The following is a 15,338-nucleotide window of genomic DNA, read 5'->3' as shown; positions in this document are numbered from 1 at the left end:
CCTCCACCGGCATACGGCTGATCGCGGACAGCCCTCTGTCGCACCGTTGTTCACCGGAGTACGTTTCCGCCCCATGGAGATCCGTTCACGGGGCATGCGTCCGTCGGACCACCCCGCCGAGCTTCGGAGACCGCAACTGATGACGTCCCGGATTCGCACCCTCGTCCTGTCGGTGGCGGCAGCCGCCCTCGTCGTCCCCCTCACCGCACTTCCCTCCGCCGCCCGCCCGGCCACCCCCGCCGACACAGCGCCGCAGACCGGCTTCGAAGAGAGCGACGGCGCCGAGTGGACCTCCCTGGAGCGGGAGCGGGAATTCCTCGCAGCCGTCGACCGCGGCGGCGACCGGGTCGCGGTCAGCACCATCGGCACCACCAAGCAGGGCCGCCCGCTCAACCTCGTCGAGCTGGGCAACAAGCGTTCGGTGACCAGCGTTCTGCTGATCTGCAGCCAGCACGGTGACGAGCCGTCCGGCCGCGAGGCGTGCCTCACCACCGTCCGTGACCTGGCCTATCCGAAGGACCGCGCGACGAAGCGTTTCCTGGACCGTACGAGCGTCCTGGTCGTCCCGACCGCCAACCCCGACGGCAGGGCCGCCGACACCCGCGGCAACTCCGACGGCGTCGACATCAACCGCGACCACATCGCGCTCAAGACGGCCGAGGGCCGCGCCATGGCCGCCCTCACCCGCGACCGCCAGCCCGACATCATCTACGACCTCCACGAGTACGGGGCCACCCCGCCGTACTACGACAAGGACCTCTTCGACCTCTGGCCGCGCAACCTCAACACCTCCTCGCGGGTGCACAAGGAGGCGCAGACCCTGTCGGAGGCGTACGTACGCCCGGCCGCCCGCGCCGGCGACCACTCCATCGGTACGTACGGCATCTGGACCGATCCCGTCACCGGCGACCCGATCAAGCAGACCGCGGGCGACGGCCAGGAGCGCATCCTGCGCAACGCCTCCGGCGTCAAGCACTCCGTCGGCCTGCTCATCGAGAGCCGGGTCGACCCGAGGTCCGAGGCCGAGGAGAACGATCCCGCGCTGAACCACCGCCGCCGGGTCGACAGCCAACTCGACTCCCTGAAGGGCCTGTTCGGCTACACCGACGAGCGCCGCGTACAGATCGCCGCCGCCACCGCGCTGTCCCGCGCCGCCGGACTGCTCGACCGCGGCACGGTCTACCTCGGAGGCGCCGACAACGAGCCCGCGGCTCCCGAGGACACCGTCGAGAACCCGCCCTGCGGCTACCGCCTGGACGCCGCCCAGTACGCGGACGTGAAGGACGAACTGGCGTTGCACGGTGTGAAGGCCCTGCCCACACGCGGTGACACCGCCTTCGTGCCGCTGCGCCAGTCCCAGCGCAAACTGATCCCGCTGCTCCTCGACGGCCGCGCCACCTATCACCTGACCGTTGGACAACCGGTGGCGACTTGTTGATAGAAAGAGACGCAAGTCACATGTGTTAGATCCGGTCAGGTGGATAGTCGTGCATCAGCCCGCGAAGATCCGCCGACCGGGTCCAAGGCGTAACGGAGCGCCGACCCAATGCTCCGTGAAACCCCGAAAGGTGTAGCCCGTGTCGCAGGACGCTCAGAAATCGGGAGCCGAAGGAGGCCCGCCGTCGGTGACGACGGCGGGGCCCGGCCATCCCCAGGACTCCCAACGCCCCCAGACCGACCGGGTGGTGTTCGGTGTCACGGCCGTCCTCACACTCGCCTTCGTGGTCTGGGGGGTGGCTGCCACCGATTCCCTGGAGAGCGCGTCGACTTCGATGCTCTCCGGCCTGATCCACAACGGTGGCTGGGCCTTCGTCCTGGTGGCATCGGGCTTCGTGGTCTTCGCCCTCTGGCTGGCGATCAGCCGCTACGGGAAAATCACACTCGGTGAGGAGGGTGAGAAGCCCGAGTTCAGGACCGTGTCCTGGGTCGCCATGATGTTCAGCGCGGGCATGGGCATCGGCCTGATGTTCTTCGGCGTGAACGAACCGCTCACCTTCTTCACCGATCCGCCTCCGGGCACCAACCCCCAGGACTCCGCGGCGGCGGCCGAGACCGCCATGGCCACCACACTGTTCCACTGGACCCTGCACCCCTGGGCCATCTACGCCGTGGTCGGCCTCGCCATCGCCTACAGCACCTTCCGGCGCAAGCGGCGCCAGACGATCAGCGCGGTCTTCGTACCGCTCCTCGGCGAGAAGCACGCGTACGGACCCACCGGCCGAGTCATCGACATCCTCGCGATCTTCGCGACGCTCTTCGGCTCGGCGGCCTCGCTGGGCCTCGGCGCCCTCCAGATCGGCAGCGGGTTCACCGAACTGAACTGGCGGGACAACGTCAGCACCGCACTGCTCGTCACCGTCATCGCCGTACTGACCCTGGCGTTCGTCGCCTCCGCGGTCTCCGGTGTCGAGAAGGGCATCCAGTGGCTGTCCAACACCAACATGGTGCTGGCGCTGTTCCTGGCCCTGTTCGTGTTCATCCTCGGCCCGACCGTCTTCATCCTCGACCTGCTCCCGACGTCGATCGCGGCCTACTTCGGCGACCTCGCCGAACTGGCCGGCCGTACCGAGGCCAGCAGTGGCCGGGGCGTCGCCGAATGGCTCGGCAGCTGGACGGTCTTCTACTGGGCGTGGTGGATCAGCTGGACGCCCTTCGTCGGCATGTTCATCGCCCGTATCAGCCGCGGCCGGACGATCCGTCAGTTCGTTGGCGGCGTCATCCTCGTACCGAGCACCGTGAGCCTGATCTGGTTCGCCATCTTCGGCGGATCGGCCATCAGGCTCCAGGAGGACAAGGGCCAGCTCGCCAAGGAGGCGACGGCCGAGGGCCAGCTCTTCCAGCTGCTCCAGGACTTCCCGATCGCCACCGTCACCAGCGTGCTGGTGATGATCCTCGTCGGTATCTTCTTCGTCTCCGGCGCCGACGCCGCGTCCATCGTGATGGGCACGCTCTCCCAGAAGGGCCACTTCGAACCCAACAAGTACGTGATCGTCTTCTGGGGTGTGGTGACCGGCGCCGTCGCCGCGGTGATGCTGCTCGTCGGCGACGGCGAGGAGGACGCGCTCAAGGGACTGCAGAACATGACGATCCTCGTCGCCGCGCCCTTCGCGCTCGTCATGATCGGCATGTGTGTGGCCCTCATGCGCGACCTGCGCAGCGACCCGCTGATCGTCCGCAGCGAGCGGGGCGTCGAGGTCGTCGAGTCGGCGGTCATCGCCGGCCATGAGCAGTACGACGGCGACTTCGAGATCCGGATCGGCCCGACGCCCGACGACGAGCCGGCCGGGAACACCCCGGAGACGTCGGCGCCACGCTGACCCGGCTCCCCACGCGTACGGAGGCCGCCCGGCCCCCGCGGGTTCATCCCGCGAGCCGGGCGGCCTCCTCCGCGCAGCCCCAGGCCACGGTGACGCCCGCGCCGCCGTGGCCGTAGTTGTGCACCAGCCTCGCTCCGCCCGGCAGCCGGACCGCCTCCATCCGCACCCGGGGCCGCGCGGGACGCAGCCCCACCCGGTGCGCGAGGACCCGCGCGCCCCGCAGCTCCGGACGCAGCGCGGCGCACCGCTCGACGATGGCGGCGGCGGTCCCCGGGTCGGGCAGCGGGTCCCACACGTGCTCGTCGGCGGTCCCGCCGAGCACCAGCCCGTACGGCTGCGGGAACAGATAAGTCGTACCGGCGGCGTCCCCGCCCGCCGACACGAACCACTCGTCGATCCCCGGGTTCTCGACCACCACGAGCTGCCCACGCACCGGAAACACCGACGCGTCGGGCACCAGCTCGCGGGCGCCGAGCCCCGAGCAGTTGAGCACGACCGGCGCCTCGGCCGCCGCCTCCTCGAAGCCGCCGACCGTACGCAGCTCCACGCTCCCGCCGGCGGCGCGCAGCCGCCCCTCCAAGTACCGCAGATGCGCGGGCATGTCGATCAGCGGCAGCCGGGCGCGCAGCGCCTGACCGCACCCGTCGGGCAGCTCCTCGCCGCGCGCCTCCCGCAGCTCCGGCAGCTCGCTCGCCCAACTCCCCACGCCCGCGAGGGCGGTGTCGGTCATCAGGCCCGGCACGACGCGTACACCGGTCCTCTCCGGATCGCGCGCCAGCGCGGCGTACTCACGCAACGACCGCAGGGACCACGGGCCGACCAGCTCGGCGGGCTCGATCCGGTACGGCCAGAACAGCGCGCCCGCCACCGCCGACGTGGTCCGCGCCGCGGGCTCCCGCGACCACACCCGTACCCGCCGCCCCCGCTCGGCGAGCACGACCGCGCTCGTCAGCCCGACGACCCCGCCACCGACGACGATCACCGTGTCACTCATGTCCGGGACGGTAGCCGAGGCGGAATCCGGTGGACATCCCACCGCTTCGGCGGCGATCCTCGATCCAACCGACGATGGCCCCGGCGAGCCGCGAATCGCCGTACGACTTGAACCACATGACTTCAGAGCCCCGGAGGCCGGCGGCCTCGCGGCGATGACCGCGATCCGCCCCCGTACCCCCGCCGAACTGCGCCGCAGCCGCCGCCCCCGCGCGCACTCCTGCTGGGACCACCTCTACGCGGCGCCGCTGTGGCCCCTGCACGGAGCCAACCTCGGCACCCTCGCCCGCACCTGCGACGCCGTAGGCGCGTGCCTCGCCCTCCCGCGGTTCCCCTGGGTCCCGGAGGCACTGGCGCGCGGCAACACCCTGCGCAGACCCCTGTGCGTCCACTGGACGGGCGATCCGCTCGGCTGGCTCGCCAAGCAGCGTGAGCGGGGCGCGCGGGTCGTCGGGGTCGAACTCGCGGACGAGGCCGTACGCCTGGCGGACCTGCCCGCCGCCCGGCAACGCACCGTGATGGTGCTCGGCCACGAACAGCACGGCATCCCGCCCGAAGCACTCGACCTGCTGGACACCTGCGTGGAGATCCCCATGATCGGCACCGGCGCCAGCCTCAACGTCGCCGTCGCAGGCAGCCTGGCCCTCTACAGACTGGCCGGCCTGCTGTGACCCTCGGTTCCCACGCGTAACCGCTCCCGATCCGCACCCTAGAATCGACGGTCTGATGACTGCCACTCTCGTCGCCAAGAATCTCGCCGCAGGACACGGCGACCGCTCACTCTTCGCCGGGCTCGACCTCGTCGTCGCGCCCGGCGACGTGATCGGGCTCGTCGGGGTCAACGGAGCCGGGAAGTCGACCCTGCTCCGGCTGCTCGCCGGGCTCGACACTCCCGAGGACGGGGCGCTGAGCCTCTCCCCGCCCACCGCCACCGTGGGCCACCTCCCGCAGGAGCCCGAGCGCCACCCCGGCGAATCCGTACGGGACTTCCTCGCCCGGCGTACGGGCGTCACCGACGCCCAGGCCACCCTCGACGCGGCCACCCAGGCGCTCGTCGACGGCGCGCCCGGCGCCGACGACGCGTACGCCGTGGGCCTGGAGCGCTGGCTGGGTCTCGGCGGCGCCGACCTCGACGAGCGCGCCGAGGAGGTGGCCGCGTCCCTCGGTCTGACCGTCGGCCTCGACCAGCCGATGACGGCGCTCTCCGGCGGCGAGGCCGCCCGCGCCGGCCTCGCGTCCCTGCTGCTCTCCCGTTACGACGTCTTCCTCCTGGACGAGCCGACGAACGACCTCGACCTCGACGGACTCGAACGTCTCGAATCCTTCGTCACGGGCCTGCGCGCCGGCACCGTCCTCGTCAGCCACGACCGCGAATTCCTCACCCGCACCGTCACCAAGGTCCTGGAACTCGACCTCGCCCAGCAGCAGGTCAACCTCTTCGGCGGCGGCTACACGGCGTATCTGGAAGAGCGCGAGCGGGCCCGGCTGCACGCCCGCGAGGAGTACGACGAGTACGCCGACAAGCGCTCGGCCCTCCAGGGCCGGGCCCAGACGCAGCGCTCCTGGATGGACAAGGGCGTCAAGAACGCGCGCCGCAAGGCCACGGACAACGACAAGATCGGCCGTAAGTTCCGCTCGGAGTCCACGGAGAAGCAGGCCGCGAAGGCCCGCCAGACCCAGCGCCTGATCGAACGCCTGGACGCCGAGGCCGTGGACGAGCCCCGCAAGGAGTGGGAACTCCAGATGGAGATCGCGTCGGCCCCGCGCTCCGGATCGGTCGTCGCGACGCTCAACGCCGCCGAGGTCCGGCGCGGCGACTTCCACTTCGGGCCCGCCTCGCTCCAGATCGACTGGGCGGACCGGGTCGCCATCACCGGCGCGAACGGCGCGGGCAAGTCCACCCTGCTGGCGCTCCTGCTGGGAAGGCTGTCACCCGACGCGGGAGCGGCCTCGCTCGGCTCGGGTGTCGTGGTCGGCGAGGTCGACCAGGCCCGCGCGCTGTTCCACGGTACGGAGACGCTGCTGGAGGCGTTCTGCGCGGCCGTACCGGACACGGAGCCGGCCGAAGTCCGCACCCTGCTGGCCAAGTTCGGTCTCAAGGCGGCGCACGTGCTGCGCCCGGCGACGACGCTCTCCCCGGGCGAACGCACGCGCGCGGCCCTCGCGCTGCTCCAGGGCCGGGGAGTGAACCTGCTGGTCCTGGACGAGCCGACGAACCATCTCGACCTGGCGGCGATCGAGCAACTGGAGTCGGCCCTCGACTCGTACGAGGGCACGCTGCTGCTGGTCACCCACGACCGCCGGATGCTGGGGTCCGTCCGGACGGGACGACGGATCGAGGTCGCGGCGGGCAAGGTGACGGAGGCCTGAGGCCCCTCCGGCCCGGTGACCGGTTGGTCCTTCGGGACCGGAGCGGCCGCGGCCGGGTCGTGGGCGGGGCACCGCCCTCGTCGGCCGCGGGACGACGGCGCCGGTCCGCTGACGGGTTCGTCCGTCCGGGACAGGCGCTCTCCGAGCGCCGTGCGGCCCGGTCGAGTAGCCGCCCGTGCGGGGCGGGCCTCGTGCCGTACCGCCGGGGCATCAGCCCCGTCTGCCGCGCGGCGACGGCGCTGGCCCGGTGACCGGTTCGTCCCTCCGGGACGGACGCGCTCCGAGCGCCGCGCCGTACCGCCGGGGCATCGTCTGTCGTCTAGGGCCTGGCGTGTGGATCTTGCCGGGCTCGCTGTCCCTGGCACGCACGCCCGCCGCGTTGTCGTCGGTCGCCAACGCTCCGCCTTGCGCTCGCACGCACCAACGCGGACATCAGCCGCCGGCGCGGCGGGCGCTCCCTGATCCGGCCTGATCCGAACGACAGGCCCCGGGCGACGGCGCCGGTTCGATGTGTCCGACCGGCGCCCGCCGCTCAGCCGCCGAGCCCCGCCCTGCGCAGTGCGTCGGCCATCGCGCTGTTCGCCGGTGCCGGCTTCGACTGCTGCTTCGACGGCGCCTGCCGCTTCGCGCCGCGGTCACCGCCCCGGTCACCACCGCCCGACCCGCGCTGCCTACCGCCGCCGCCACCGCCGGCGCCGCGCCGCTGCTGCGGGGCCCGGTCGCCACCGCCGGAAGCCGCGCCGCCGCTCTCCGCGTCGTCGTCCAGCCGCAGCGTCAGCGAGATCCGCTTCCGCGGGATGTCGACCTCCCGCACCTTCACCTTCACCACATCACCCGGCTTCACGACATCGCGCGGGTCCTTCACGAATGTCTTCGACATCGCGGACACGTGCACCAGACCGTCCTGATGGACGCCGACGTCCACGAACGCCCCGAACGCCGCGACGTTCGTGACCACGCCCTCCAGCACCATCCCGGCGGCGAGATCGCCGATCTTCTCGACACCGTCCTTGAACGTCGCCGTCTTGAACGCGGGCCGCGGGTCCCGCCCCGGCTTCTCCAGCTCGCGCAGGATGTCCGTGACGGTCGGCAGCCCGAACGCGTCGCTCACGTAGTCGGCGGCGCGCAGCGAGCGCAGTGCCCCCGCGTTGCCCATCAGCGCCGCGACCTCGCTGCCCGTCGTCTTCACCATCGCGCGGACCACCGGATACGCCTCCGGGTGGACGGACGACGCGTCCAGCGGATCGTCACCGTCCCGGATACGCAGGAAGCCCGCGCACTGCTCGTACGCCTTCGGCCCCAGCCGCGCCACGTCCTTCAGCGCCCGCCGTGAGCGGAACGGCCCGTTGGAGTCGCGGTGGGAGACGATGTTCTCGGCGAGACCGGCGCCGATGCCGGACACCCGCGAAAGCAGCGGCGCGGACGCGGTGTTGACGTCGACACCGACGCCGTTCACACAGTCCTCCACGACCGCGTCGAGCGAGCGGGAGAGCTTCACCTCGGACAGGTCGTGCTGGTACTGGCCGACACCGATGGACTTGGGGTCGATCTTCACCAGCTCGGCGAGCGGGTCCTGGAGGCGCCGGGCGATCGAGACGGCGCCGCGGATCGACACATCGAGGTCGGGCAGTTCCTGGGAGGCGAACGCGGAGGCGGAGTACACGGAGGCGCCCGCCTCCGAGACCATCACCTTCGTGAGCTTCAACTCCGGGTGTTTCGCGATCAGTTCGGTCGCCAGCTTGTCCGTCTCGCGGGACGCCGTGCCGTTGCCGATGGCGATCAGGTCGACGGAGTGCTCGGCGCAGAGCCGCGCGAGCTTCGCCAGGGACTCGTCCCACTTGTTCGCCGGGACGTGCGGATAGATCGTGTCGATGCCGACGACCTTGCCCGTCGCGTCGACCACGGCGACCTTGACGCCCGAACGGAAGCCGGGGTCGAGCCCGAGCGTGGCGCGGGTGCCCGCGGGCGCGGCCAGCAGCAGATCGCGCAGGTTCGACGCGAAGACCCGTACCGCCTCGTCCTCGGCGCCCGTGCGCAGCCGAAGGCGCAGGTCGATACCGAGGTGGACGAGGATCCGGGTGCGCCAGGCCCAACGGACCGTGTCGCCGAGCCACTTGTCGCCGGGCCGGCCGCGGTCGGCGACGCCGAAGCGACGGGCGACCATGTTCTCGTAGCCGCTGGGGCCCGGCAGTGCCTCGGCGTCGTCCGACTCCGGCTCCAGGCTGAGGTCCAGGACCTCTTCCTTCTCGCCCCGGAAGAGCGCGAGCATGCGGTGCGAGGGGAGCGCGGTGAAGGCCTCGGCGAAGTCGAAGTAGTCCGCGAACTTGGCGGCGGGTCCCTCGGTGGCGTTGCCCTTGCCCTCGCGGACCTTCGCCGTGAGCCGGCCGCGCGTCCACATGCGCTCCCTCAGCTCACCGATGAGGTCGGCGTCCTCGGAGAAGCGCTCGGTGAGGATGGCACGGGCGCCGTCCAACGCGGCGGCGGCGTCGGCGACACCCTTGTCGGTGTCGACGAACGCCGCCGCCGCGGTGAGGGGCTCCACCGACGGATCGTCGAGCAGGCCCGAGGCGAGTGGTTCGAGCCCGGCCTCGCGGGCGATCTGCGCCTTCGTACGCCGCTTGGGCTTGAACGGCAGATAGATGTCCTCGAGCCGCGACTTGGTGTCGGCGGCCCGGATCCGTGCCTCCAGAGCCTCGTCCAGCTTGCCCTGTTCCCGTACGGACTCCAGGATCGCCGCCCGGCGCTCTTCGAGTTCACGCAGGTAGCGCAGCCGCTCCTCGAGCGTGCGCAGTTGCGCGTCGTCGAGCATCTCGGTCGCTTCCTTGCGGTAGCGAGCGATGAACGGCACGGTCGATCCGCCGTCCAGCAGCTCGACGGCCGCCTTCACCTGCCGCTCGCGTACGCCGAGTTCCTCGGCGATCCTGCCTTCGATGGACGTCGTCACGTTCTCCCCGACTCGGCTCTCGTGCTGGCTGTGCTTGTGCCTGCATTGTGCCGGGTGGCCGGGTGCCGTGTCGCGCGCCCTCTCGATCGGGGACGTCGTGGCGTGGTGCGGACGGGTCAGGCGCGGCGGGCGCGGCCACCGCCGCGCGAGGCACCGCCGAACAGCTTGGCGACGAGCCGGAACGGCAGCGTGACCACGGTGGCGATGGCGCCACCGACGGCGCGAAGTGCATCTGCGATGGCACGCATGAGGTAAACCTCCTGGTAGACGTGCGGGCCTTCCCTTGCGGACCCACACTCTCCGGCTTGCCGCTCAGCCGCCCGGCAAACGTCAGCCCTTCCCGATGAGATCGTCCGGGAAGGCGCCGGCCCCGGCCGCGGCCATGAGGAATCCGCGTGCCAGCTCGGTCAGCCGCTCCACCCCTTCGGCGCCCAGGTGCTCGTACGGGGCGCTGTCGAGCCGGTCCGTGTGCTCCTCCAGCTCGGCGCGGAGCGCGGTCCCGGCTTCGGTCAGCTCGCCCGCCCCGTCGAGCAGCCCGCGCTCCCGCAGCCGGCCGGCCGCGGCGTCCCAGTCCGTACGGTGCCAGCCCCTAGTGCCGAGCACCCAGCGCGGCGACATGCCCTTGCCGGTCGCCGTGTGGCTGACGAGCGCTTCGACCGGGTCGAGCCCGGCGGAGAGCAGCGCGGCGAGATGGCCGTCGCCGCGGTGCTCGCGCAGCAGTGTCGCCGCGTGCCAGTAGGCCAGGTGCGGCTGCTCGGGCACCGGCAGGTCGGCGTGCGCGGCGTAGAGCGGGCGGGCGTGCCGGGTGCACGCCTCGGTGGCGCGCAGCGCGAGCCGGGCGGCCTCGGCCATCTCGTCGGACGTGACGGCCTCCTCACCGAGGACGCGCCGCAGGGTGGAGTCCACGGCGCGCAGCCGGGCGTCGAGGACGGTCTCGGGCGAGGCGACGCGCCAGACGGCGGGGACGTGCCGGGCGACGAGGTCGTAGCTGAAGTTGTAGAAGGCGGCGGCGATCACGCCGGGCCCGACCGCGCCCATCGCGGCGCCGCGCCCGGCGAAGTACGCGGCCCTCGGGTCGTCGATGCCCTCTCCGGCGAGCTCCTTTTCGAGGTCCGGGGAGAAGTAGACCGTCGAGTGGAGCGGATTGACGGAGTTGTGACAGCGGCGTCCGGCGCGCGGGGCGAGAGTCGTCATGCCCGGTACGTTACCGACTGGTCGGTACGCCGGGAACCCCAGGGGCGCGGGACGGGCCGTCAAGCCCGACCGGCGTCCGGCGTCCGCCGGACAGGACCTGGAGGGCGGCGCCCGCCGCCTCAGTCCCGGACCGTCCATTCGAAGCGCGGCGTCCTGCGCTCCAGGAACGCCGCCACGCCCTCCGCGCGGTCCCCGCTGCCGCGTGCCTGCTCGTCCCAGTACGCGTCCCGGTCCTCGCGGCCCGTCGCGTACTCCTTCGCCGCCGCCTGCGTCAGCTGTGAACGGGCGGCAAGCACCCGGGTGAACTCGGCCACCCGCTTGCCCAGTTGGCCCGGGGCGAGCACCTCGTCCACCAGACCGGTCCGCAGCGCCCGCCCGGTCTCGATCAACTCCCCGGAGAACAGCAGGTACTTGGCGGTCGACGGGCCGACCAGCGAGACCAGCCGCCGGGTCGACGACGAGCGGTAGACGACACCGAGCTTCGCCGGCGTGACCCCGAACCGCGCGCCCTCCTCCGCGAACCGCAGATCGCAGGCGACAGCCAACTGGGCGCCGCCGCCCACGCAGTAGCCGCGTACTGCGGCCAGCGTCGGCTTGGGGAAGGCCGCCAGGGCCTCCTCGGCCCGCACGCTGAGATCCTGTATCGCGTCACCGGGCTCGCGCAGCGCCCCGATGTCGGCGCCCGCGCTGAAGGAGTCACCGGCGCCGGTGAGCACCAGGGCCCGTACGGCGGGATCCGTCGCCATCCGGGCCAGCACATCGGGCAGCGCCCGCCACATGTCCGCCGTGAGCGCGTTGCGCTTGGCGGGATGCGTGACGGTCACGGTGGCGACCCCGTCGGCCACGGCGCTGACCAGGCGTGGCGTCGCGGTCTCGGTGGGCTCCATGCGCCGGATGCTATCGGGGCGGGACGAGCCCGTGATCGCGGAGGGCCGGAAAGAAGAGGCCAGGAAAGCGCCATGTCCGGTCATCCGTCCGACACGGCCGAACGTACGCGGAAACAATCCGTCGATAGGCGCTGACTTCTGTTCAGTGAGGCGGTCCGTACGGTCTTGTTCCCAAGACTTTGGATCCGAAGAACAGCGCGCTCGGAGCGCTGCGGAACCGAGGGTGGGTGCGCGGTGGTGGAGAGCCTCGGGAGTGACCCGGCCAGACCGCTTCCGTACGAGGGTGTCTGGCGGTTCACGGCCCCCTCGATCGAGATCTCCGTGCCGCAGGCGCGGCGCGCCGTACGCGACCTGCTGGAGCGCCAGGGCGCTCCCGCATCCGAGGAGATCGTGCACGGGCTGCTGCTGATCGTCTCGGAGCTGGTGACCAATGCCGTACGGCACGCGGCCCTGCTGTCGCCCGAGATCGCGGTGGAGGTCGCCATCGCCGCCGACTGGATCCGGGTCTCGGTGGAGGACAACCACCCGTACCGGCCGAAGGCGCTGGAGCGGGACTACGGGCAGACCGGCGGGCGCGGTCTGCTGCTCGTACGGGAGATCACCCTGGAGGCGGGCGGCACCTGCGACGTCGAGCACACGGCGAGCGGCGGGAAGATCGTCTGGGCGCTGCTCCCGCTGACGCCCGACGCCGCGGTGGTGCCGGCCCGGGAGATCCGGGAAGTCCAGGAGGTCCGGGAGAGCGCTACCAGCCCCCGGCCGGCCCCGTGAGCTCCCTGAACGCCGGGCGCGCCGCGTCCAGCACCGTCATGAACCAGGCGGAGAACGGAGCCGACCGGTGCCGCTCGGCAAGCTCCGCCGGTGTGACGAAGGCCGTGTCACCGATCTCCGCCGGGTCCGGCCGCAGCGTCGCCTGCGCGAGCCCCACGAAGAGGTGGTTGTACTCCTGCTCGACCAGCCCGGACTCCGGGTCCGGGTGGTTGTAGCGGACCGTCCCCGCCTCGGCGAGCAGCGTGGGCGAGACGCCGAGCTCTTCGTACGTACGGCGCGCGGCGGCGGCGAAGGGCGCCTCGCCCGGATACGGGTGGCCGCAGCAGGTGTTCGACCAGACGCCGGGGGAGTGGTACTTGCCGAGCGCGCGGCGCTGGATCAGCAGCCTGCCCTGCTCGTCGAAGAGGAAGACGGAGAACGCCCGGTGCAGCTGACCCGGTGCCTGATGTGCCGCGAGCTTCTCGGCCGTGCCGATGGTGTTGCCGTCCTCGTCGACCAGCTCCAGCATGATCGATTCTTGTACGCCGTTCGGCGAGCTGCTCGCCGCAGTGACAGGTGTGGTCGGCATAGCCATCCTTCGCTTCGGTCCTCGGCCCCCAAGTCTGCCGTACAAGAGCGTGTTGTCCGCACTTCCGGGAAACGGGCATGTCCGCCCCCGCGGTGTGCTCTCCGCGGGGGCGGACACGCGTGTTCCGTCCGGTGTCACTTCCGGTGTTGCGTCCGGGCTCCCGCCGGGACGGGTGCCGCAGGGACGGGAGCCGCTACTCCACCGGCGCCCGGTCCGGCCGCAGTACGTAGCCGGTGTACCCGTACTCCGCTCCGTGCTCGCGGCGCATCGCGATCTCCGCGCGCGTCAGGGCCAGAGCCCGCGCCATACCGGGCACCTGCGGGTCGGCGGAGCCGGCCCGCTCGCCGAGCGGCCCGTAGTACTCGTCCCAGTCGCTCTCCGGCTGCGGATACACCTCCAGCACGGCGTATCCGGCGGCGACGGCCGCGGCCGAGTTCTCCCCGGTCGTACGGAGCGGGTACTGCTCGTCCCAGAAGGCACGCGCCTCGGCGCTCGGCTCGGCCGCCGTCCACTCGCACTCGGTGACGACCAGCGTGCCGCCGGGTGCCAGCAGCCGCCGCCAACGGGCCAGGCCGTTGTCGAAACCGATGCCGTAGATCGAGCTCTCCGCCCACAGCAGGTCGAACGACCCGTCCGGGTAGGGGAGTTCGGCCATGTCCGCCGTGACGGTGCTGATCGATCCACCGAGCCCGCGGGCCGCGGCGCTGTGCCGCAGCTCGTCCAGGAACGGTTCGTGCAGATCGACGGCGGTCACCTGCGCGCCGGCCTCGGCGGCCAGCAGGAGCGAGACCCGGCCGGGGCCGCAGCCCAGGTCGAGCGCGCGCGGACGGGACGGCAGCGGCCCCGCGAAGGACAGCAGCCGCCGGGTGGTGGTGTCGGAGCCCGGCCCCTGCCGGGGCAGACCGTGGTGCAGGGCGAAGAAGGCGTCGTGCAGCTCGGCATCGGACGATTCGTCGTGCGAGTGCTGTACGTCGTTGTCGGACAACGTGAGAATCCTCTGTGTGAGGGGCTCCGGCCGACGCGGGACCGGTGTGGTGCGACCGGTCAGCCGGCAGCCCGGATGCTGGGGAAGGACCGTGTGCCGCGCATGGCGACCTCCACTGCGACGGTCATCAACCTCAGCTCCTCTCACGTTTCCGGGGAGACATCGACGTCTCCGGCCGGGACTCTAACAGCGCCCCGCGAACGCTCCCAGCGGATTACCGCCCCGCCTCAGTGGCAGAGATTCGCCTCGTGCTCGGCGTGCCCCACCGGCTCCAGCTGGAAGGTGCAGTGCTCCACGTCGAAGTGGCTGCCGAGGCAGCCCTGGAGATCGTGGAGCATCTTCTCGTGCCCGACGCTGTTCAGCACCGACTGCTCCACCACCACGTGCGCCGAGAGCACCGGCATGCCCGAGGTGATCGTCCAGGCGTGCAGGTCGTGCACGTCCGCCACCCCGGGGAGCGCCACCATGTGCGCCCTGACCTCGGCCATGTCCACGCCCTTCGGGGCGGCCTCCAGCAGTACGTTCAGCGTCTCGCGCAGCAGCTTCACCGTCCTCGGGACGATCATCAGGCCGATCACCAGGGACGCGATGGGGTCGGCCGCCTGCCAGCCGGTGGTCAGGATGACCGTCGCCGAGATCAGGACGGCGACCGAGCCGAGTGTGTCGGCCAGCACCTCCAGATACGCCCCGCGCACATTGAGGCTCTCCTTCTGCCCGCGCATCAGCAGGGAGAGCGAGATCAGATTGGCGACCATGCCGACGGCCGCGAAGATGATCGTGAGCCCGCCCTTGGTGTCGGCGGGGGTGATGAAGCGCTCGACCGCCTCGAAGAGCAGGAAGCCGCCGACACCGAGCAGCAGCAGACAGTTGGCGAGCGCGGCCAGGATCTCGGCACGGGCGAGGCCGAACGTGCGGTTGCCCGTCGACGGCCGGTTGGCGAAGTGGACGGCGAGCAGCGCCAGGGCGAGACCGACCGCGTCCGTCGCCATGTGCGCGGCGTCGGCGATCAGGGCCAGGGAGTCGGACGCGATGCCGCCGATGATCTCCATGACCATCACCGACAGGGTGATCCCCAGCGCGATCCGCAGCCGTCCCTTGTAGGCGGCCGTGGCGGTCCCCGGCGGCGGCGCGCCGCCGTGCGTGTGCCCGTGATCGTGCCCTGCCCCCATGCGGATGCCTCCCGGATCGTTCGAGCCGATGCGGCCAGTGAACTACGGGTGGGGGGTATCGGGCAACACGGCACTGAACACCGTTGTCATTCCCTCTGACCTGCGGGAATGGTCGCAGGTCAGCGAAGTGACAAGATCGTTCA

The 15,338-nt window shown here is 71.6% G+C and carries 12 protein-coding genes and 1 pseudogene; 5 read left to right on the top strand and 8 right to left on the bottom strand.

Features of this window, described 5'->3' with window-relative positions; genetic code table 11:
• Positions 1 to 139 precede the first annotated feature (139 nt).
• Complete coding sequence (locus ACFWHU_RS01115) at positions 140 to 1,438, top strand: M14 family metallocarboxypeptidase (protein ID WP_385799076.1); 1,299 nt, start codon at positions 140 to 142, stop codon at positions 1,436 to 1,438.
• Positions 1,439 to 1,577: 139 nt separating this feature from the next.
• Entirely contained in the window at positions 1,578 to 3,317 is a 1,740-nt protein-coding gene (locus tag ACFWHU_RS01110) for a BCCT family transporter (RefSeq protein WP_387222989.1), read from the top strand.
• A 43-nt stretch (positions 3,318 to 3,360) separates the two neighbouring features.
• Here ACFWHU_RS01110 and ACFWHU_RS01105 read toward each other — a convergent pair whose 3' ends face one another.
• On the bottom strand, positions 3,361 to 4,311 hold the full coding sequence (locus tag ACFWHU_RS01105; RefSeq protein ID WP_385799080.1) for an FAD-dependent oxidoreductase: 951 nt from the start codon (positions 4,309 to 4,311) through the stop codon (positions 3,361 to 3,363).
• Between ACFWHU_RS01105 and ACFWHU_RS01100 the strand changes: the two genes are divergently transcribed.
• On the top strand, positions 4,310 to 4,981 hold the full coding sequence (locus ACFWHU_RS01100; RefSeq protein WP_387222987.1) for a TrmH family RNA methyltransferase: 672 nt from the start codon (positions 4,310 to 4,312) through the stop codon (positions 4,979 to 4,981). The two genes, ACFWHU_RS01105 and ACFWHU_RS01100, sit on opposite strands and share 2 nt — an antisense overlap.
• A 55-nt stretch (positions 4,982 to 5,036) precedes the next feature.
• Positions 5,037 to 6,680 (top strand): ABC-F family ATP-binding cassette domain-containing protein, encoded by a 1,644-nt coding sequence (locus ACFWHU_RS01095; RefSeq protein WP_385799083.1) that lies wholly within the window; start codon positions 5,037 to 5,039, stop codon positions 6,678 to 6,680.
• Between the two features lie 532 nt (positions 6,681 to 7,212).
• Here the strand turns inward: ACFWHU_RS01095 and ACFWHU_RS01090 are convergent.
• From ACFWHU_RS01090 to ACFWHU_RS01075, 4 genes are all read right to left on the bottom strand, one after another.
• The gene (locus ACFWHU_RS01090; RefSeq protein WP_387222983.1) at positions 7,213 to 9,624 is read right to left on the bottom strand and encodes a Tex family protein; all 2,412 of its coding nucleotides are present in this window, start codon (positions 9,622 to 9,624) and stop codon (positions 7,213 to 7,215) included.
• Between the two features lie 116 nt (positions 9,625 to 9,740).
• Positions 9,741 to 9,872 (bottom strand): LPFR motif small protein, encoded by a 132-nt coding sequence (locus ACFWHU_RS01085; protein ID WP_385799087.1) that lies wholly within the window; start codon positions 9,870 to 9,872, stop codon positions 9,741 to 9,743.
• Positions 9,873 to 9,954: 82 nt separating this feature from the next.
• Positions 9,955 to 10,818 (bottom strand): hypothetical protein, encoded by an 864-nt coding sequence (locus tag ACFWHU_RS01080; RefSeq protein WP_387222981.1) that lies wholly within the window; start codon positions 10,816 to 10,818, stop codon positions 9,955 to 9,957.
• Positions 10,819 to 10,937: 119 nt separating this feature from the next.
• Positions 10,938 to 11,705, bottom strand: coding sequence for an enoyl-CoA hydratase/isomerase family protein (locus ACFWHU_RS01075; protein WP_385799091.1), 768 nt, complete (start codon positions 11,703 to 11,705; stop codon positions 10,938 to 10,940).
• Positions 11,706 to 11,942: 237 nt separating this feature from the next.
• Here ACFWHU_RS01075 and ACFWHU_RS01070 point away from each other — a divergent pair, with 237 nt between their 5' ends.
• A complete protein-coding gene (locus tag ACFWHU_RS01070; RefSeq protein ID WP_385799119.1) occupies positions 11,943 to 12,473 on the top strand; it encodes an ATP-binding protein in 531 nt (176 codons plus the stop codon).
• Here the strand turns inward: ACFWHU_RS01070 and idi are convergent.
• The 3 genes and pseudogenes from idi to ACFWHU_RS01055 form a co-directional block, all read right to left on the bottom strand.
• Entirely contained in the window at positions 12,448 to 13,041 is a 594-nt protein-coding gene (gene idi, locus ACFWHU_RS01065) for an isopentenyl-diphosphate Delta-isomerase (protein ID WP_385799093.1), read from the bottom strand. The two genes, ACFWHU_RS01070 and idi, sit on opposite strands and share 26 nt — an antisense overlap.
• Before the next feature lie 214 nt (positions 13,042 to 13,255).
• Positions 13,256 to 14,026 (bottom strand): annotated as a pseudogene (locus ACFWHU_RS01060) (class I SAM-dependent methyltransferase); the annotation flags it as partial.
• 227 nt (positions 14,027 to 14,253) lie between these two features.
• Positions 14,254 to 15,195 (bottom strand): cation diffusion facilitator family transporter, encoded by a 942-nt coding sequence (locus ACFWHU_RS01055; protein ID WP_385799095.1) that lies wholly within the window; start codon positions 15,193 to 15,195, stop codon positions 14,254 to 14,256.
• Positions 15,196 to 15,338 lie beyond the last annotated feature (143 nt).

Origin of the sequence: Streptomyces sp. NPDC060366 (assembly GCF_042725135.1) — a bacterium.
Taxonomy (GTDB): Bacteria; Actinomycetota; Actinomycetes; order Streptomycetales; family Streptomycetaceae; genus Streptomyces.
The sequence above is the reverse complement of the archived record's forward strand: the minus strand, read 5'-3'. Positions and strand labels throughout refer to the sequence as shown.